This window comes from Anabaena sp. CCY 9910, from assembly GCF_963920875.1.
GTDB lineage: Bacteria > Cyanobacteriota > Cyanobacteriia > Cyanobacteriales > Nostocaceae > Trichormus > Trichormus variabilis.
Map to the genome: position 1 here is coordinate 51590 of NZ_CAWUDJ010000004.1, position 20321 is coordinate 71910.

General features: G+C 41.7%; 15 protein-coding genes. 5 read left to right on the forward strand and 10 right to left on the reverse strand.

Going from position 1 to position 20321, the window contains the following annotated elements:
* Nucleotides 1-13 precede the first annotated feature (13 nt).
* Complete coding sequence (locus ACM5QX_RS05245; RefSeq protein ID WP_414752788.1) at nt 14-172, reverse strand: type II toxin-antitoxin system HicB family antitoxin; 159 nt, start codon at nt 170-172, stop codon at nt 14-16.
* A gap of 407 nt (nt 173-579) precedes the next feature.
* Here ACM5QX_RS05245 and ACM5QX_RS05250 point away from each other — a divergent pair, with 407 nt between their 5' ends.
* Nucleotides 580-1407, forward strand: coding sequence for a HEPN domain-containing protein (locus ACM5QX_RS05250; protein ID WP_414752683.1), 828 nt, complete (start codon nt 580-582; stop codon nt 1405-1407).
* A 56-nt stretch (nt 1408-1463) separates the two neighbouring features.
* Here the strand turns inward: ACM5QX_RS05250 and ACM5QX_RS05255 are convergent, their stop codons facing one another.
* From ACM5QX_RS05255 to ACM5QX_RS05265, 3 genes are all read right to left on the reverse strand, one after another.
* On the reverse strand, nt 1464-1670 hold the full coding sequence (locus tag ACM5QX_RS05255) for an element excision factor XisI family protein (protein WP_414752684.1): 207 nt from the start codon (nt 1668-1670) through the stop codon (nt 1464-1466).
* Nucleotides 1671-1772: 102 nt separating this feature from the next.
* Nucleotides 1773-2366 carry a transposase gene (locus tag ACM5QX_RS05260; protein ID WP_414752685.1) on the reverse strand — a complete coding sequence of 198 codons (594 nt, stop codon included), beginning with the start codon at nt 2364-2366 and terminating at the stop codon, nt 1773-1775.
* Between the two features lie 181 nt (nt 2367-2547).
* The gene (locus ACM5QX_RS05265) at nt 2548-6534 is read right to left on the reverse strand and encodes a magnesium chelatase subunit H (protein WP_414752686.1); all 3987 of its coding nucleotides are present in this window, start codon (nt 6532-6534) and stop codon (nt 2548-2550) included.
* 483 nt (nt 6535-7017) lie between these two features.
* On the opposite strand from ACM5QX_RS05265, the gene ACM5QX_RS05270 reads away from it, so the two are divergent.
* Nucleotides 7018-8709 (forward strand): protein kinase domain-containing protein, encoded by a 1692-nt coding sequence (locus ACM5QX_RS05270; protein WP_414752687.1) that lies wholly within the window; start codon nt 7018-7020, stop codon nt 8707-8709.
* 142 nt (nt 8710-8851) lie between these two features.
* On the opposite strand, the gene ACM5QX_RS05275 is transcribed toward ACM5QX_RS05270, so the two are convergent.
* Entirely contained in the window at nt 8852-9361 is a 510-nt protein-coding gene (locus tag ACM5QX_RS05275; protein WP_235622519.1) for a DUF4097 domain-containing protein, read from the reverse strand.
* 529 nt (nt 9362-9890) lie between these two features.
* On the opposite strand from ACM5QX_RS05275, the gene ACM5QX_RS05280 reads away from it, so the two are divergent.
* Nucleotides 9891-11696 (forward strand): protein kinase domain-containing protein, encoded by a 1806-nt coding sequence (locus ACM5QX_RS05280; protein ID WP_414752688.1) that lies wholly within the window; start codon nt 9891-9893, stop codon nt 11694-11696.
* Between the two features lie 89 nt (nt 11697-11785).
* Here ACM5QX_RS05280 and ACM5QX_RS05285 read toward each other — a convergent pair whose 3' ends face one another.
* Nucleotides 11786-12070: a DUF2470 domain-containing protein gene (locus ACM5QX_RS05285; protein WP_414752689.1), complete on the reverse strand. Its 285-nt coding sequence runs from the start codon at nt 12068-12070 to the stop codon at nt 11786-11788.
* Nucleotides 12071-12289: 219 nt separating this feature from the next.
* Between ACM5QX_RS05285 and ACM5QX_RS05290 the strand changes: the two genes are divergently transcribed.
* Nucleotides 12290-13045 carry a metallophosphoesterase family protein gene (locus ACM5QX_RS05290; RefSeq protein ID WP_414752690.1) on the forward strand — a complete coding sequence of 252 codons (756 nt, stop codon included), beginning with the start codon at nt 12290-12292 and terminating at the stop codon, nt 13043-13045.
* A gap of 111 nt (nt 13046-13156) precedes the next feature.
* Here ACM5QX_RS05290 and ACM5QX_RS05295 read toward each other — a convergent pair whose 3' ends face one another.
* A complete protein-coding gene (locus tag ACM5QX_RS05295; protein WP_414752691.1) occupies nt 13157-14014 on the reverse strand; it encodes a M48 family metallopeptidase in 858 nt (285 codons plus the stop codon).
* 321 nt (nt 14015-14335) lie between these two features.
* Between ACM5QX_RS05295 and ACM5QX_RS05300 the strand changes: the two genes are divergently transcribed.
* Complete coding sequence (locus ACM5QX_RS05300; RefSeq protein ID WP_011320031.1) at nt 14336-14866, forward strand: DUF4330 domain-containing protein; 531 nt, start codon at nt 14336-14338, stop codon at nt 14864-14866.
* A gap of 126 nt (nt 14867-14992) precedes the next feature.
* On the opposite strand, the gene ACM5QX_RS05305 is transcribed toward ACM5QX_RS05300, so the two are convergent.
* From ACM5QX_RS05305 to ACM5QX_RS05315, 3 genes are all read right to left on the reverse strand, one after another.
* Nucleotides 14993-16732, reverse strand: coding sequence for an NFACT family protein (locus ACM5QX_RS05305; RefSeq protein ID WP_414752692.1), 1740 nt, complete (start codon nt 16730-16732; stop codon nt 14993-14995).
* Nucleotides 16733-16899: 167 nt separating this feature from the next.
* Nucleotides 16900-17691 carry a choice-of-anchor W domain-containing protein gene (locus ACM5QX_RS05310; RefSeq protein WP_414752693.1) on the reverse strand — a complete coding sequence of 264 codons (792 nt, stop codon included), beginning with the start codon at nt 17689-17691 and terminating at the stop codon, nt 16900-16902.
* Nucleotides 17692-17945: 254 nt separating this feature from the next.
* Nucleotides 17946-19214 (reverse strand): glycosyltransferase family 4 protein, encoded by a 1269-nt coding sequence (locus ACM5QX_RS05315; RefSeq protein WP_414752694.1) that lies wholly within the window; start codon nt 19212-19214, stop codon nt 17946-17948.
* Nucleotides 19215-20321 lie beyond the last annotated feature (1107 nt).

Genomic DNA, 20321 nt, shown 5'->3' on the forward strand with positions numbered 1-20321 from the left:
TATTTTTCATTAATTAAGCAGACATCAAACGCTGTATTGGTTCAGAAATTGAACGACATAATTCTTGAGCAGTTTCAATCCATTCCTGCATAATAACTTCTACATTTTGTAGTGATTCTTGACAAGTTTCACCATCAGATCCACATCCAGGTAATTCTGGTACTTCAGCTATAAATGCTTAATCTTCTTCACTCCAGTAGATATTAATTTCAGGCTCTCCCAGACTTGGGTTGATAAATTAACACTAAAAAATGGCTCAAACGATTGATACAACAAGGTTTGTCTACAACAAAATTAAAAATTTAATAAAAATTAACTTTATTATTCTTGAATTCTAGACTATGTAAGGATTTAACCTCATATCAAGTATTAATTTGTTATAGCTAGTTTAGAGAGCCTAATTTCATAGCGAAGTATAATTTGTGATATTTTTTATAATTTTTCGGGAACGATATACTAATGCACACTTAGATTATATTGGACTTTACAGTGATAGCATTCAGGAACTTGCACTCAAATATCTTTTGGAATGAAACTGATGAAAGACAATCACAGAAGCTATACGTAGCATTGTGCCTTTTGATTTCAGCAGCATCAGATTTTGCAGTAGGGATTGATTTAAAAAATAGTGGGAAATTAAACTGGTCTACTACAGCTAGTTATTACTCAATATTTCACAGTGCTAGATTAATTATATTTCTGGCTCTAGGTAATTACCCACAAGATCATAATATTAGCCAATTGTTTGCACGAAATTCTGCCAATACAAGAGATCCATTGAAATTGAATGCTCTGAAATTTAATAGTCATCAAGTTGCATTAACAACAACAATTTCTGATTACTATAAAGATTTATTAAACTTACCCAATTCAGAATTTTTATTTAACTCCATGAATGAAATTTTATCAAATGCAAAAAAATTGAGAAATAATAGTAACTATGATGCTTTATTAATGGCTCATGAATGGCATCATATTAATGTAACCAATGATTTTGTTAAGTTATCCGATTCAATGTCAAATGGAGCTAAACTATGTTTGAAAATAGCTAGTAATTGCTTTGAAAATTATATTATATATGATGCAGAAATTCGGCAGAACCGAGAAAAAATTAAGTATTTAGTAAAAAATTATATTGTTCGACGACTTTATCCATCAATTTCTGAAAGAATTCAAGATAAAAATGTACTAAATACAGTTATATTATGTACACAAAGGCTCGAAAATATATCAAATGAATTTGAAATTAATACAGATATAGAAAACCAACTAAATGAATTTGAAAAGTCATTTTTGATATCTAATTTTAGTCAAAAGAAAAATTTAATGGATAATTTTAACACTGATGTTCAGACATTAGCAGTTAAAGTTAAATTGGCATTGGCTGATTTAGAAAAATATATATAGTATACAATCTTTAGAGAAGCACAAGAATCGGTTTATTTCTAGGTATTGAATAATAGCTAAATTTTTCCACCTTTAATGTCAATGTGGATGATACAACTATTTACCCAATTTTGACATTCCCAGCCTACATTAACTATTTGATAATGGTCGCGTTCTTTATCGAAGATTGTCTCAACTTCTATACTTCCGTGATATGGTTTTTGCTCACTATAATGATTTAATATATTTTGTACAAGCTGCCGATAATGAGTTAATTTATCCATTGGAAAATCATCTCTTGCTCCACATCAAAATCTGGAGAGACTTTGTATGCAACGTCTTTACATAAATTATCTACATTAAACACCTGCCTACACAATCTGTTATCACATCCATAACCCTGCTGAATTGTTCTGGTCATACTCCCATTTTCGAGGGTTACTAATAATATATTCTCTAATTTTATCCAAAGAGCCATCAGCGCGAATGATATGGTCAAAAAATCGCTGTTGCCAAGCAAAATTAGGATAACCATTCATATTACACCAACGGGTAACAGCAGATTTATATGACCTGATAACTGCACTCAATGAACCTGCTTTTGGGGAAATTTTCGACAAATTTCTATAAACATCTGTGTCATCAAAATCATCACCCGATGTAGAGACGTTGCATGCAAAGTCTCTACGTACAACGTCTCTGCATTCAGGGTTATCAATTACAATAATTCCGTGTACATGATTGGGCATAATCACATACGCATCTATATATGTATTCTGAGAATGTTGAGGAATTTCATCCCAAAATTTGGCTGCTATTTTCCCAATCTCGGATAAATTAACCTGACTATTTACTACATCGCCAAATAACCATTGACGTTCATAAGTGCATATTGTTACGAAATACCAACCGTTCTGTGAATAGTCATGATTAGGTAATCTGGTTGATTCAACCCTATATTTATTTTTAAATAAGGTCATTATTCTATTTATATATTTAAAAAAATTGCCATTAATCACAACGTGGATGATGTGATATCTAACAAATGACCCAAAAATGTAGAGACGTTGCATGCAACGTCTCTACATTAAATATTATACAAAGCTGTATTGTTTATGTAGAGATATTCTATAGAACGTCTCTACATTTATTTAGAGAGGATTACTCAATCCCTTCGATTCGGTCTTCAACTTCTTGGTACAACTCGCGGAGGCGGTCTAAATTCTCCTCGCTGGTTTCCCAATAACCGCGACCATTCACTTCCAGCAAAGTTGAGACAATCTTGCGGAAGGAATGGGGGTTGAGGTTCATCAACCGTTTCTGCATTTCTTCATCTTTAATGAAGGTTTCGTTGGTGTCCTCGTAAATCCAGTTGTCCACTGCACCGGCTGTTGCACTCCAACCTGTGGTATTCACCAACCGCTTGGAAAGTTCCCGTACACCTTCGTAACCGTGAGATAGCATACCTTCGTACCACTTGGGATTTAACAATTTGGTACGGGCATCTAGGCGGACGGTTTCGGATAATGTGCGGACTTGGGCGTTAGCTGTGGTGGTGTCTGCAATGTAGGATGACGGTTTTTTACCATCACCACGCAGACTTGCTACCAACTTGGTGGGGTCTGAGTCGAAGTAGTGGGAAACGTCGGTCAAGCTAATCTCGGAGGAATCCAGGTTTTGGAAAGTTGCATCAGCAGTTTTTAAGGTGCTTTCAAAAAGCTGCCGGGATTCGTCCATCATTCCGGGGTTATCGGAATTGAAGGAGAAGGATTTGCGCTTGAGGTACATTTCCTGTAATTCGGCTTCGCTGTCCCATGTGCTGTTTTCTACTGCCAAGTTGATGTTTGAGGAGTAGGAACCGGAAGCATTGGAGAACACGCGGGTGGCTGCTTGTCTGAGGTTAATACCCATTTCCTCGGCTTGTTGCAGTGCGTGTTTGCGGACGAAGTTCATTTCTAATGGTTCATCTGCTTCCGCCGCCATCTTCACCCCTTGGTCTAACAGGTTCATCTGGTTAATGAACAAGTCGCGGAATACACCAGAACAGTTGATGACTACGTCGATTCTGGGTCGTCCCAACTCTTCTAAGGGTATTAACTCCAACTTGTTCACCCGTCCCAAAGCATCGGGAACCGGACGTACACCAACCATCCACATAATTTGGGCTAGGGATTCGCCGTAGGTTTTGATGTTATCGGTTCCCCAGAGGACGCAGGCGATGGTTTCTGGCCAATTACCATTGTTGTCAGCTTTGTTCCGTGCCAATAGCCTATCTACAACGATTTTGGCTGATTGGACGGCGGCGGCTGTGGGGATTGATTGGGGGTCTAGGGCGTGGATATTTTTACCTGTGGGTAATACATCGGGGTTGCGGATGGGGTCGCCACCGGGGCCGGGTAAGATGTATTCGCCTTCTAAGCCTTTGAGTAATGCGCCGAGTTCGTTGTCTGCACAAACTTGTTGTAAGCAGAATTCTAAATACTCGAACAGGGGTTTTAAGGCTGAGGTGTCAACTTTGGGATAACCTGATTGATGTAGGGATTCTACCCAAGGTTCTTTTTTACCCATGTTGAAGAAATTCAACTTGGAAACGAGGGAAACCCTTCCTTCGGCGTTGGTTTGTTCTTCTACTAAGGCGCGGACGGCGGCGCGGGTGGCTAGGGTGATGTCTTGTAGGAGTTGGACATCTTCTAGGATACCTCGATCGCTATTTTGGTAAATTTCGTCAATGTTGCGCCCAATGCTGTTAGCGATGATGCGGGGTAAGCTGAGAACTTCTTCTTCTTGACGGTCTAAGCTGGCGATATTTACGAGGGTGGCGATCGCCTCTTCAGCCGTTGGGGGTTTACCAATGACGTGCAAACCACAAGGTAACAACCGGGATTCGATTTCCATCAGCTTGCGGTAAACGCTACCAACTATATTATCCCGTTCTTCCGGGGTCATATCTTTGGCATCGGTTTCGGGCAAGTCAATATCTTTATCTAGGTTGACGATGCGGCATTTATCCATGATCGTGTTGACGATGGGGATACCGCGACCGCTATCTTTTAAGGTTTGGTAAGAAGCAATTAACTCACTGAGTTCTTTCAAACCTTTGTACAAACCAGCGTTTTCCGCAGGTGGTGTCAGGTAAGAAATTGTTTCGGCATAACTGCGGCGTTTCGCAATTGTCGCTTCGCTGGGGTTGTTAGCTGCGTAATAGTACAGGTTGGGTATTGTGCCAATTAAGTTATCTGGGTAACATTCACCAGACATCCCCATTTGCTTACCTGGCATGAATTCCAAGGAACCGTGTGTACCGAAGTGTAGTACAGCATCAGCACCCCAAATTCTTTCTAGGTAAGTGTAGTAAGCAGCAAAGCCGTGGTGAGGACTAGCAGAACGGGAGAACAACAACCGCATCGGGTCGCCTTCATAACCAAAGGTGGGCTGTACACCAATGAAGACGTTACCGAATTGCTTACCGTAAATCAACAGGTTTTGTCCGTCGCTGTTGAGGTTTCCTGGTGGTGGCCCCCAGTTTTCTTCTAGGCGTTGGGAATAAGGTGTTAGTTCCTCATATTCTGGGACTGACATCTTATAAGCAATGTTGAGTTCTGGGCTGGCGTACTGTGCTTGTGCGTCGTGGATGACTTGTTCCATCAACTCTTTGGCGTTTTCTGGCAAGTCTTGCACGTCGTAGCCGTTGTTTCTCAACGCCTGCATTACTTCGTAGATGGAACCAAATACATCCAAGTAAGCAGCAGTCCCCACGTTCCCTTTATCCGGTGGGAAACTGAAAACGGTGATAGCGACTTTTTTGTTGAGTTTGGGTTTGCGGCGCAGGTTAGCCCATTTTAAAGCGCGTTGGGCAACTGCGGCGATACGGTCTTGGAGGGCGATCGCTTTTCCTGTTGCCCCATCTCTACCCGATAATATAATCGGTTCAATTGCCCCATCTAATTCGGGAATGGCAATCTGCAACGCCACCTGAATCGGATGTAACCCTAAATCGCTATCTAACCACTCTTCAGTCGTTTGGAAGACTAAAGGCAACGCCACCATGTAAGGACGATTCAGGCGTTTAAGTGCGTCAATTGCCTTGGGATGGTCTTGTCTGGCCGGGCCACCCACCAACGCAAAACCTGTCAGAGAGATCACTGCATCTACTAACGGGGTTTTAGTCGTTGGTTCGTAGAAGTAAGCATCCACAGGCTTGGAGAAATCCAGACCCCCTGCAAATACTGGCAATACCTTTGCCCCTAAAGCTTCCAACTCCTGCACCATTGCCACATAATGGGCATCATCACCGGTAACTAGGTGAGTGCGTTGTAATACCAAACCTACACAGGGTGCTAGGGGGTCTTTTAAATCGCTGGATATATCCTTACGGGCTGTGTACCAGTTGAGGTATTCTCTCACATCCTCAAACATACTCGGCGCTAAAGGATGCCAAATCCCCAAATCAGGATAGACAACTGGCGCTTCATATTCTACGGTTGCAGAATTCTGTTTTTCTACTGCTTTTAATACGTATTTATCAGTTAGCATCAGCAAGAAGTTTTCCAGATTTTCTGGGGAACCTCCTAGCCAATATTGAAAGCTCAACATAAAATTGCGAGCATCCTGTGCTTTTTCTACTGGTAAATACTTCAGTACTTGCGGCAAGGTTCGCAATAACTTCAGCATCCCATCTTGGAATCCCGCACCGGATTTTTCCTTGCGTTTCCGCATAAATTGGGCGATCGCACTTTTCGACTGTCCCAACTGTGCCAGAGAAAAGCTGCCCATTTTGTTCAGGCGCATAACTTCTGGCATCGAGGGAAAGACAACGGCAACGTCTAAGCGATCGCGGTGTGGTTCTACTGCTGCAACTACTTTCTGTGCTAAGTCTTCGATGAAAATCAATGAAGCGATGAAAATATTGGCACCCTCGATCTCCCGCTTGAACTCTTCGTAGTTCTCTGGATCTCTCAGTTCCTCAATCAAATACCCACTGATTTCAATCGCCAGGTTGGGATTATTCGCGTTAATCGTGCGAACCGCTTGCGACAGTGCGCTCTGGTACTGGGACTCAAGCACGACATAGACCACCTTAATTAAATTACGTCCGCGCAGGTTATCAGGCGCAATGTGTCTAATGGTGGACTTGACGTGGGTGAACATGCTTCCTCGGCTCCTTTGATGCGTGTTCTCTACTAAATTTTCTTGGGGACTCATGCCGCCCAAGAGAGATTTTTTTGTTCGGCAATATCAGTTTTTTATCAGAAAAAGCTTGCCCAATGGGCATTTTGTCGTTCATCTGACACAAATCGATATAAAAATCGCAAACTTTATCAACAAACATTAATAAATAATAAGAGTAAACACTCAGTATTTGTAAAGAAAAATTAATATTTTGGTAACAGTATGGGTAAAAAATGGAAAAAATAACAGACTCATACCCTTGTGGGTTAAGTTTTTGTCAGTGGTCAGTAGTCAGTAGTCAGTGGTCAGATCCAAAACAAATGACAAATGTAGAGACGCGATTAATCGCTTATATAAAAATTGTACAGACGCGATGAATCGCGTCTCTAAAAAATTACACCCGCAACAAAATAAAAATGTAAATTATATAACAATTATCACCGTAATATTAGGTATTAACTTATGGAACAGCTGCTTGACAATCGTTATCGGGTGATTAAAACCTTAGGTAGTGGTGGCTTTGGGGAAACATTCTTAGCCGAAGATAGCCAAATGCCCTCCAATCGCCGTTGTGTAGTAAAACAGCTTAGACCAATTCACAATAATCCCCAGATTTATCAACTAGTACAAGAACGGTTTCAACGAGAAGCAGCGATTTTAGAAGATTTGGGCAGCTACTCAGGACAAATACCCACCTTGTATGCTTATTTCCAGTCAAATACCCAATTTTACGTAGTTCAAGAATGGGTAGAAGGGGATACTCTCACAGCCAAACTTCAACAGCAAGGCGTATTGAGTGAAAGTGCTGTTCGAGATATTTTAATCAACTTATTACCCGTTCTGGAGTATGTCCACTCTAAGCGCATCATTCACCGGGACATCAAACCAGACAACATAATTTTGCGCCATCGTGACGGTAAACCCGTATTGATTGATTTTGGTGCAGTGCGAGAATCAATGGGAACAGTCGTCAATTCCCAAGGTAATCCTACCAGTTCCATTGTCATTGGTACACCCGGATATATGCCCAGCGAGCAAGCAGCCGGAAGACCAGTTTATTCCAGTGATTTATATAGTTTAGGACTGACAGCAATTTATTTGCTCACCGGCAAACAGCCACAGGAGTTGGATACAGACCCCCACAGTGGGGAAATTATTTGGCATAGATACGCCTTGAATATAAGTCCTACATTAGCAGCTGTGATTGATCGAGCGATCGCCTACCATCCACGAGAACGTTTCATCACCGCTAGAGAAATGCTCGACGCTTTGCAATTAGGTGTAGTTTCCCCAGCAACAGTTCCCTATCAACAACCACAATCATCACCCACCGTCCCTTATCAGCAACCACCAGTAGCAACTACACCACCTTTTGCAACTCAAACCAACACCGTCGCCGTGAGTCCAGGTACTGCAACCACACCACAACCGATAAATCACAACAACAGTAATAAAGGTATCCTCATGGGTAGTTTAATTGCTGGCGGTTTGATTGGTGCTTCCGTAGTCATTGGTTTTGCCCTCACTAGACCAAATCAACCAGTAACACAAACAACATCTTTACCAAGTGAAAATACTATCAGCAACAATGCCACCCCAACTGTGGAACCATCACCTACAGCCACCCCAGAAACCTCTATAAATCAGAATGTCACTCAAAATCCCACACCACAGGCATCTGTCCGATTTCCCACAAACGCAAGACCGTTTACCACACCTATAGATTCCCAACCCAGCAATAATATAGAACCAACTACATCAGTTCCACAACCAACCACACCACCAGAACCCCAAATTACAACCCCACCAGAACAAACAGATAGACCTTCACCAGAAGAGGCTGTACAAAATTACTATGAAACCATCAATGAGGGTGAATATAGTACCGCTTGGAATCTGCTAGCTCCCAGCTTCCAAAATAATAGACGATTGCACCCCAGAGGTTATGATTCCTATCTTGATTGGTGGGGTGGACAAGTGGAAAGTGTAGATGTGGAACAAGTAAATTTGCTAGAAGCGAATGCAGACACAGCCACAGTTAATGCTCAATTGCGATATTTTATGAAAAGTGGCAAGCAATCATCCAGTTCTGTACGCTTCTCTTTAGTGTGGGATGGGGACAATAATAGATGGGTTGTCAGTGGTGCTAGATAGGCTAATTGTTTCCTTAGATATATTTGACCAAGAAAGGGAACGGATACGTGGTATGGAGTATTACATACAAATCTATTCCCTTTTTTGAATGAGAGTAGAGTGGAGCAAAGTTTGCTAATCAGGAATTACAGTAACTAACTTCTTATAATCTTGCACACTGATCTTCTTTACTACCTTGGACAATATTGTCACCACCAATCGGCTGAGGAGTATTTTCTTTACACTGCAAATTGCCGTTAATGCGATTTCGCTGAATCATTACCCCTCCAGTATTTTGAAAGACTTGTAAATTGCCGCCAATTTGGTTTTGATTAGCAACTATTTGTCTTGAGTTCGACTCTAACTGCACATCTCCATTGATGCGTGTACTCACCACACGAGCCGCACGACCCTGCTTCACTTGGATGCTTCCACCAACAGTGGTATTAGAATTGACATCGACTAGACTTGCACCCTCTGCCTGAATACTACCATTGACTTTCGCACCTATGGCCTTGAGAGTTGCGCTGCCTTCGACTACGATATTTCCTTTGACAGTAGTTCCAGTGAGAGTGCAGGTTTTACCTTGAGGTACTTTCACATTATCAACGGTGATTGCACCTAAACTTCTTTGGCAGGAAATCTCTTCAGCAACTGCAATGTGAGGGAACATTAGACTAGTGCTGAATCCGATCAATGTCATTGCCACACTAGAAATTGATTTAAGCATAACTGGTTAAGGTTGCGGTAAAAGTTGATAGTTATTAATGTCATACAGAAGCATGAAAAATATTTAAATAATTGATGAGAAAAAACTCATGAATCAGCTAAGCTGTTACGCAGCTAAATCGTATATTTCGCACTCAGGTTGTCAAAAGTCCACAGTCCAAGCTAACCTCTAAATCTGGACTCTTGACTATGGACAGCCCTGACGCAAGAATATTTGATCTAGGTGCGTATCACCTTATTTGAATTCTCAAAGTAATACCAATCTGAAAAAAGAATGCGACAAATAAACCATCTGTAGATACGCGATTAATCGCGTCTTCATTTCACCCGATGATGTGTTGCAATCATTAATTGAATTGGTATAGCTACAACAAAATTGCCATAGCAATGGGATATCCTGCATATTTGCGGGAACACAACTCATCTCCACATCGTGATGTACATTGAGAAAGGGCGGACACTTTGAACTTTCCATGACATCTATTCTGCTGAACAATCGCTATCAAGTAATTCAAGTACTCGGTGCTGGGGGGTTTGGAGAAACCCTGTTGGCGGAAGATACTCATATGCCTTCTCGCCGTCGCTGCGTGATTAAGCAACTCAAACCAGTAAGCAACGACCCACAAGCCTACCAATCTATTCAACAACGGTTTGAGCGGGAAGCAGCAACTCTAGAGTTTTTGGGTGAACACAACAACCAAATTCCCAGACTTTATGCCTATTTTTCTGAAAATGGGCAGTTTTACCTTGTGCAAGAGTGGATTCATGGTCAGACCCTCAGACAGCTTTTGGTATCCCAAGGCGTTCAAAGCGAAGGTATTGTTAAAACAATTCTGCTGAGTCTGCTATCAGTTTTAGATTACGTCCACAGTAAAGGGATTATTCACCGGGATATTAAACCTGATAACATTATTCTCCGTGACGTTGATCAAAAACCAGTTTTAATTGATTTTGGTGCAGTTAAAGAAACCATTCGTTCAGTCGTTAGTTCCCCTGGATATGCTACCCGATCGCTCGTCATTGGTACACCCGGATATATGCCTAGTGAACAAGCCGTAGGTAGACCAGTTTACGCCACTGATATCTATAGCTTAGGTTTGACGGCGATTTATTTGTTAACTGGTAAAAGTCCTGAAGAATTACCGACTCATCCCCAAACCGGGGAGGTTCTTTGGCAAAACTTTGCGCCTCATGTCTCACAACAACTGGTATCTGTACTGAATCAAGCCATTAAACCCCACGCAGGCGATCGCTACAGTACTGCCAGTAAAATGTTATATGCCTTATCATCCGGTTGGACGGCTCAACCTAGCATCCCTCCCAGCACTACACCAACCCAACAAACCCAAGCTTTATCTATTCCAGCGATTAAACCTCAAGGTGAACCTATACGGTGGACTGAACCCAATCGCCAAAAGTCTCTTTTCATCTTCGGTGGTCTCATAGTCGGTGGTTTAATGGCAGGGGTAGCCATGTCTACTCTGACGCGTCAGCCACAACCGCAAACACCCGTTGTCAGTAATCCTATCCCCTCACCAGTCTCTGAAATTCCCACCACTGCACCCAATACTCAGCCTGTTTCGCCAGATTCTTCTCCATCTTCTATCCTCCCTGATTCCACAGAACAGCCAGTAAATATTGACACACCGCCACAAACTGAAACCCGCCAAGAAAACCCTAATCCGCCAGCAATATTCACACCTGCACCAGACAACACACCTATCACAGCCGATACTCCAGCACCACAACCTACATCCATAGCAGAACCACAAAATCAACCTGTTTCCGCACCCCCAACCCCCGCAGATTCATTACCTCAAAGAAAAGCAAATACAACCAGACCAAGTGTTCCCGCGTTTCCCACAGGTACAGCCAGAAGCTCAGTAGAAGCCAAACTCGGTAAGCCGAATAGAGACTTAAGAGGCGTATGGGGTAATACTCGTGCAGTAGTATATCGGTTAGTTCCCAATCAAGTTGACTTAGGCTACTTATTTGATCGTAACTCTGGTGTATTGCGCCAAACTGAAGTCTCTTTTGCTCAGTCGGTAGACCCAGAGGTCATGCAAGCCACTTTAAATGGGATGTTGGGTGGTCAATCTACAGCCAAAATTCAGCAAGGCTTACAAAAAATCCAACAACGTCAGTCTGACAATTTTAGCTTTACCGCAGGTGGAGTTAAGGGTCAAATTGTCCGTCAGAACTGCGATTTAATTTACATTAGTGTTTGGGAATCAGATTTACACGATTTTGTCAACCCAGCCTCAGCGAAAGGGTGTTGAAGCTGGGCGGGGGGCAGAGGAAGCAGAGGAAGCAGAGGAAGCAGAGGGAGCAGAGGGGGAGGAGAAAACTGTTGACTAATGACTAATGACTATTGACTATTGACTCTAGCTTGTTTAACCATTGCAATCAAGGTGTGATGAGCATCTTCTGCATCGGCTAAAACATGATCGAAGTGGATACGCACGGGGACGGATTCGCCATTTACTTGTGCGGTTAAATCCATACCTTGAGCGTCAATTGCCAGCATTTGGGCGGATGTAGCCTGGGAAACTCCGCCAAAAACCTGAGCATATAGCACTACCGCATTTGCATGGTCTTCATTCATGTGATTGCAGATGCGTGAGCTAATTTCCGCCGAAAACTGTTCAGACATTGTTAAGATGGGGAATCAGTAAAATGACTTTATAAATTTTAGGCTAACCTAGCGCAGATTTGCAGCAGTGAGGTTTGACCTTTATAGCAAGGGCGTATTTTGCCAGAAACATCTACAATAACTTTAAATTCTTCAAGTAGTTTTTACCTATTGTTGCGGAATCCTAACCGCTTAAACTGTAGCAAGATTATTCAGCTGAGTTATTCCAGTTAAGAACCGATGAGCCAAACTAGTCAACGTAGAATAGTTATTGGGGATGTACATGGACACTACGAGGGATTGATCACTTTGTTAGAAGCGATCGCTCCAGGTGGTGATGATCAAGTTTATTTTTTGGGAGACTTAATTGATCGTGGCCCCCACAGCTCATATGTAATAGATTTAGTCAGAGACAATAATTATCTGTGTCTGTTGGGAAACCATGAGCAGATGTTATTAAACATCCTTAGTGGTGATATTTCTGTCGCCACAACGCAAGCATGGCTACATAGTGGAGGTCATGCAACGATCGCCAGTTATCCAGATCAAAGCATTCCTAAAGAACATTTAGAATGGCTCAGGAGTTTACCCACATATATTGACTTGGGTGACGTTTGGTTAACTCATGCTGGTCTTGACCCTAACCTACCATTGTCAGAACAAACCGCAGAACAGTTTTGCTGGATTAGGGAAGATTTTCATAGTATTCCCCAACCATACTTTCCAGATAAACTAGTAATTATAGGTCACACTATTACATTTACTTTCCCTGGTGTAAATCCTGGTGAATTGGCTCAAGGACAGGGTTGGCTTGATATAGATACTGGTGCATACCATCCCCGTAGTGGTTGGTTAACAGGATTAGACATCACCAATAATGTAATTTACCAAATTAATATTTTTACTAACTGCTTACGCACCTTACCCTTAGAGGAAGGAGTAATTACTGTTGATCATAAGAAAATAGCAGTTCGCAGCAGCAAACAGCGCGCCTAAAAAATTCAAAGTATAAACAAGACGCAATCAATCATGTGTTTTGTTAGAGACGCGATTAATCGCGTCTGTAAAGTACAGTTGTTAGCGATTAATCGCGTCTGTTGTCTGTTTTTAAAGGATTGACCGGATTCTAGCGCGATAGGCAGCATTATCTAAGCCATCACGCCCACTGCCACCTTGAGAATTAATAGCACGTCTGAGAGAAGTGATACGATCGCCTGTGGCTGGGTGAGTACTCAAAAATGCCGGCACAGAACCACCGCCTTTCGTGAGTTTCTGCATAAAGGAAACCATCGCCGATGGTGCATAACCCGCTCTTGTTAAAGTTCTTAACCCTCTGGTGTCAGCATCAAACTCATCTTGACGACTGCGGGGACGGTTTAGTGCTAGTTCCACACCCAGTCCTACAGCTGTATTGCGGTCTAAACCTGTAGCAGAAGCTAAACCACTAGCCAGCGCTCGTTGTCGCATTTGTTTTACTAGATGTCTACCGCCAATGTGACCAATTTCATGAGCCATAACACTGGCTAATTCCGCTTCATTGTCTGCGGTTTTCAGTAAACCCGTGTGGATATAAACAAAGCCCCCTAAAGTGGCAAAGGCGTTAACAGCATCATTTTCCACCACTTGGAAGGTAAAAGGAAGATTGGGGCGATCGCTAGTTGCAACCAAGCGCTGTCCAATTTGGTCTACGTAGCGAGTAATTTCCGCATTCCGAGAAATGCTCACTTCACCACTACGTAATTGCTGATTCATCTGGTTACCCAGATCAACTTCCTGGCGATCGGATATATTAGACAGCTGAAGTACTTGCACACCTTGTAATAAAAGGGGTCGTAAGTCTATAGCCCTTCCAACCAAAGGTGTACCCAAACATAGACTCACAGCGACTACCACCGAAATTAATGGATAAAACCAGCGCCGCCGCCACACACGGTAATTTGCCATTAAGCCTTTCCTGTTTATCATAAATTTGGCTAGAAGATAATTTTGGAACCACACTAAATAAGAGGACGTATCTATCCTTTTCTAAGTTGCATTTTTAACTTGGTCAGTTGTCAGTTGTCGTTAGTCAATAGTCCACAGTTCTTTTCTTTCCCGAAGTTCGCCCGGAGGGAAACCCTCCTTACGACTTCTCTTCCTGCTTTCCCTGCCTTTTGCCAATCCCCATTTCTCAACTCATGATAGACTGTCGCGTAAATGCAACTGCCAGCAATGGAAAAGTTGCGGTGTAAATGATAAAACTTGTTGTTAAAATCAATTACCTCACATTGATTTGGAAAAATTTTTATGGCTATTTTAGATTCCAAAGGTCGCTTGTTTGGCAAAGTCAACATTCTTGATTTAGGCGCTTTGCTCGTTATTGTGATGGTTATATTTGGTATCTTTGTATTTCCAGGCACTTCTGGTAGTGTTGCCCAAGTTGGTGCAAAAACAGTACCCATAGAAGTAGATTTGGTTGTTCGCGGTTTAAATGTGCGCGATCCACAACAGTTAGCTGGCAATGGGTTGAAAAAAGGCGGTAAAACTAAAGTTATTATTCGCAATCAGCCTTATGGTGAGATTGAAATTAAGTCTGTGGAACAGTTACCAAGAACCGTAGTCGCTACTCAACCAGATGGTTCTGTGAAAGAATTACCAGACCCCAAGGCTAATAATTTTAGTACAGATATGCTGTTAACCTTAAACGGTAAAGCACAAGTTACTAAGGACGGCCCTGTTTTAGGTAACAGTAAGGTAAAAATTGGTATGCCCTTCGAGTTGGAAGGCTTCAACTACAATTTTAATGCAACTGTCATCGATGTCAGATTACAAAGTTAGGGCTTGGGGATTGGGGACTGGGGATTGGGGACTGAGCGAACATCTTGGAATAAGTTCTCCCTCTACCTCCCCTGCCCCCTCTGCCTCCCCTGCCCCCTCTGCCTCCCCTGCTTCTCCCCCTATTCCTCAGCTTCCTACCTTCTCTATATCTACTAATTGCGGTTTTCCCCAAAGGATGCGTTCCTGTTTGTAAATAGCAATTCCTGGTTTAGCGCCTTTGGGTTTATAAACGTGTTTGGGTTGGGTGTAAACGACTGGTACTTGGTCACTCTGACGACCGCGACTGTAGTAAGCTGTTAAATCGGCTACATATTGTAAGTCTGATACTTCTGGTACTGCACCCGGTTCTAAACGCAATAATACATGGCTGCCAGGGATTTCTTGGGCATGGAACCACAGGTCATAATCTCCGGCTACTCGAAATGTTAATTGGTCATTTTGGCGATTGTTGCGACCAATTAGGACTGTGAAGCCGTTAGGGGTACGATAGTTGTGAAAGTTAGTGCTAGCAGTTTCGTTGTTATTGCGGCTGCGATACTCTAACTCTTCTAAATATTTCTGTCCAATTAACTCATCGCGGATTTCTTCTAAAGCTTGCAAATCTTCTGCTGTTTGGTAGTTATCTATTTGGGAAATTGCGGCTTCTACTTGCTCTAAATAATCGATTTCTGCTTGTACTTCTTGCAGTAGCGGTTCGACAGCTATGCGGGCGCGTTTGAGTTTTTGGTGTTGTTTGTAGAGATTTTGGGCATTCTGTACAGCATTTTTATCGGGCAAAAGAGCGATCGCCACAGGCTCACCTGTCTCAAAATCAGGTATGCTAATTTCTTTCATCCCCGGTTCCCAATTTTGCAGGTGCGCCATCAATAAATCAGCTTTTTGGCGATATTCATCAGCACGATCTGATTGCTGTAGGCGATCGCTAAAGGTTTGGGCTTTATTACGTAATTTGCCTAAAATATTACTTAATTTCTGATTCAGTTGATGGCGTAATTGAGCAAATAATTGTTGATTTAGCTGCTTGGTATAGTATTGGTTGATTAATGTTTGGATATCTTTGACTGGTGCAACAGCACCCCAACCCATAACTGTATATCCATCTGCCATCCAAGCTGGTTGAAATTTACCACTATCTAAGGTGTGTAACCATTCTTGCCAGCGTGCAAATAATCGTTGCCAGTCTTCAGGAGTTAGGGAATCAGTAGAAGTTTCTGGTGCAATGTTGGCTACCAATAACATGGATTCTACCAACACAGCACTCAAGCCACTATAACTTTTAAGCAACTGACGTTTAATTGCTCCTGGCACTAAACTGACTCTTTCTTGCCAGCGCGCTTGAGTTTCCTGCAAACTGGGGATAGTCCCGGTGAGTTTGGGCGGTGTCTCGTAAGGTTGTCCGGTGAGGATGGGACGCACACTTGATTGTTGCTGACTCACTTGATGGGCAGCAGTAATAATTAGATTGTTGGCATCGGTGAGAATCACATTACTGTATTTACCCATGATTTCCCCGTAGATGTGATACAGTGCAGCATCTCCAGGGCGACGGGCAAATTGTAAATCAATTACACGCTCCCAAGGGGCGATCGCTTCAATTGCAACTAAGGCTAATCCCCCCAACTGGTGGACTAATTGTTGGCTGAAGGTAAAAGTATCTGGTGTACGTGGAGGTGGATCACCAATACAAATATGAGTTGCTTGAGGATGCCAAGAAATTTGTAACCAACCTCTTTTATCGAGGGTACGTAACGCTATAGCAATAGTGTAGCGATCGCGCTGATAAACTTGCTCTAGGCGGGATGGTAGCCAGTGAGCGCGGAGTTCGCTACAAGTAGCTGTGAGGGTTGTAAAGTCTACTGGCTGCATAACAAATTAGTCACTGGCACTTACAGGACAATGGTTTAGTATACTTCTCTCTTCCCTAATTCTCATTTATATAAATTAAAAAAGCCGTTAGCTATTCTGAACTTTGGTAAGTTCAGGCTGTCGGCTGGAGAATATTCTTGAGTTTTAATTAAAGTTGGCTATTCGTCTTAAGCTTGCTGACTAGCTACTTTCTTTTTGTAACCGAGAAATGATCCAGCGATCGTTGTTGTCAAGATAGCTCCCAAAATACTTGGTTCTGGTACTCTTCTGCGACTACCCACTTTAATTTGAAAAGCGAGGTTAGAATTGTTTGGCCGTGTACCACCCCAATCAAATCTTGTTTTCCCGGTGAGCGTGAATGGTGCATTGATGTCCCCAACAGCTAAATAGTCCACATCTCTATTACCTGGCGTGCCAAGAGAAGATATGTCGGGTATGGAATTTCCGTTGAGAGACAAGTTAAATAGTCCTACAAAATTGTTATTACCACCTTGGGCAGCAGTACGGAAATATATTTGATTGACAGGCTTATTGAACTCAGTGGACGAGAGTAGAACTGATGGACCACCCGCACGGCTAACGGAAAAGTCTACCTTAGAGCCTGTATAAGCTAAGGTAAAGTCCCATAATGTATCTTTTCCCCAACTTAGTTGGCCTTGAGCAACTGGTTGTCCACCGACTATAGGCGTTCTCACATCTCTGTTAATACTTAATTCCTGAGTGCCGTTGGTCGCATTATTGCCAATTCGTCCCTCCGCCACAAACAGTTCTTTAAAGTCCCCCTTATCCAACAACAAATTAAAATCTATATCATCAAAACCAGGGGTAGCATCTTGAGAAGTTAAAGGAATGAGTGATACAGCTTGTGCTGATTGAGGCGCTAGAGATAGTCCCAAAGTTATTAATCCTAAAGATGCTAGAGTTTTACTCTTGCTCAGAAAATTGTCAGGTGGTATCATTTTGTTCCCTTGACTACAAAATATAATGTTGCTTTGCTACTGATACGGTATCTACGTAAGTAAACCCTTGTAAGAAAATACCATTATCGTTATGGCTCAACAATAATTTTTTGATGTAGGGATATTTTAATTATGATGAATAAAGACAAAAAATTTAGGGAAGAGGTATAATTTTGAATCCTATCCCTAATTTATCAGTATTTGATTATTACTAATTACCTATTAATTCAGTGAAATAACAGGCTAAAAAGCTTCTACTTAGTTACCAATGCTGGTTCTTTAACCTGTTGTGTCAATAATTGAGTGTATATTCCATCCAGTTGGGTGGCTACTCCGTCCCATCCAAATTTGTGGGTAACGTGTCTTCTTGCAGCAACGCCTAACTCATCCCGCCATTGTGGATTCATCAAAATTCTATCGATTGCAATGTTGAAGGCAGCAATATCTTTTGGTGGTACCAATAAACCGGTTTTCTCGGAAACTACGGTGAATTGAAGTCCACCAACATCACTGGCTACTACAGGCGTACCACTTGCCATTGCTTCAATTGCCACCAATCCAAAAGGTTCATAGTGGCTGGGAACAACGCAAACATCAGATGCAGCATAGTAAGCAGGGAGAACATCTTGGCTGAGGCGGCCTGGGAAACTAGTCATTTCCGTCATGCCCAATTCTCGCACAATGCCTTCAATGCGATCGCGCTCTCTACCATCGCTATTACCTGGAGTACTACCACCACCGATAATTAGTTTGAGTTTATTCGAGTCACGCAACTGAGATTCATTCACAGCACGTACTAAGGTTTCTATGCCTTTACGTTGATCAAAACGTCCTACGTACAAGACCACCTTTGCCTGTTGATCAATTCCTAATTCAGCTCTTGCGGCTTGTCTAGCAATTGATCCAAAGCGGTGAATATCTGTACCACAAGGAACGATATCAATATAACCTTTAGTAGAAACTAGCGATCGCATATGTTGTTGTTCTTGAGGACTGGTAGCAACGATTCTTTCTGCTGTTTCTAATACTTGTTTTTCTACTGATAAACGTTTGGTCGCAACCAAAGGAATTGTATCTATAGATTTGTACTTGACTGCTCCTAAAGAGTGATAAGTATGAACTTGTTTGCTTCCTTGAATTGCTTTTAACTGCATTCCCACCCAACTAGAAAGCCAGTAGTTTGTATGCACTAATGGATAATTGACGTTATTTTCTTTTTGGAATCGAAGCAGTTGTTGTACAAATTCTGGTAAATATTTGAAGCCATTATCTCTTGGTACAAATTCTTCTGGCCCTGCTGTTAAACGAATTGTCCGACAAAGTGGGCTGTGGTGAACAATTAACTCTTGTTCACGACTCACTCTGCGGCTAAACATATCCACTTGCCATCCCAATTCGGCTAGTGCTTTACCCACTTCGCGCACGTAAACATTTTGCCCTCCAGCTTCTTCTTTGCCAATTTCGATTGCTGGGTCTCCGTGAACTGAAATTAAAGCTATGCGTTTTTCAGTGTTAGAGTTCATAGTTTGTGTGTGTTGCTGATTTTAAGTAAAGTCGCGGTCAGTTGTTGGTGTACTGACACCACTATATGCGTGAATTATGTAGGAACATTGAGTAATCTTTATTTTAATTTAATATGTCAAATATTGTTATAGATATACTACGAGAATTATTCTTTTTTGGTCAGTATCTACATTTAATATCCTTATATACAGGTGCTTATACGTATATCTAATGCCTGTGATAGATGAACTTCTATTTAGATATTGATGAATGTGCAGATATGTTTTTTTTGGCGCTACAAATTCATAGGTTTATTTCACCAATATGTGATCATATTGGTTCAGCAAATATACGCGAATTTCCAATTAGTTAATTTTAAATTAACCGTATTTTTACTGAAAAGTTTCCCTTCGTTTCCGTAAATTTACGTGTTAACTTTGCTTGTATTCTTAAATATTCCTAGTAATTACTTAATTTTACCCATTAAATAAAATGACTATCGTCATTAAGAGTTGAGTCACCAATGTTACTAATAAGTAAATAAGAATTTTGTAATTTTCAATACAGTTTTGATAGAAAAACTCTGAGCAAGTTTAAGTTGTCATCGGAGAATTTAAAAAATATCGAATATGAAAAAAATTGCTTCTCTCTCTGCTTTTGCGAATAATTTAAATTCTTTCTAGGAAAAAATTACGGCTCTCAAAAAGCACAAGGAATAACCAAGAGGAAAGCAGGGGGTTTCTGCTATGTTCTGCTAATGTGGAGCATCTCATACCAATTCAAAATTAGTCTTGAAAAGTTGAGCCACTGCGCCCTTATGGGTCAATACGGTTCAGTTAAGAGAATAGTAGGTTGGGTGTAGCGATAGGTTCTGTTCCTCCACCCAATGATGTGTTGCAATCATTAATTGAATTGGTATAAGTTGTTAGTCTTAACTGAACCGTATTGAAATATAAAGACCTCTTAGGGACTTCCAGATAAAAACCCCTTGAGTCTAGTCTGATGTTCATTGAGACTCAAGGGGTATAAATTTTATTCAATTTTTACTGTAATCTATGTTAGATATACGTAAGACATCAAAACTATAGCAGTTGCCAGATAGATTAGGAAATAGAGTCATTCTAAAA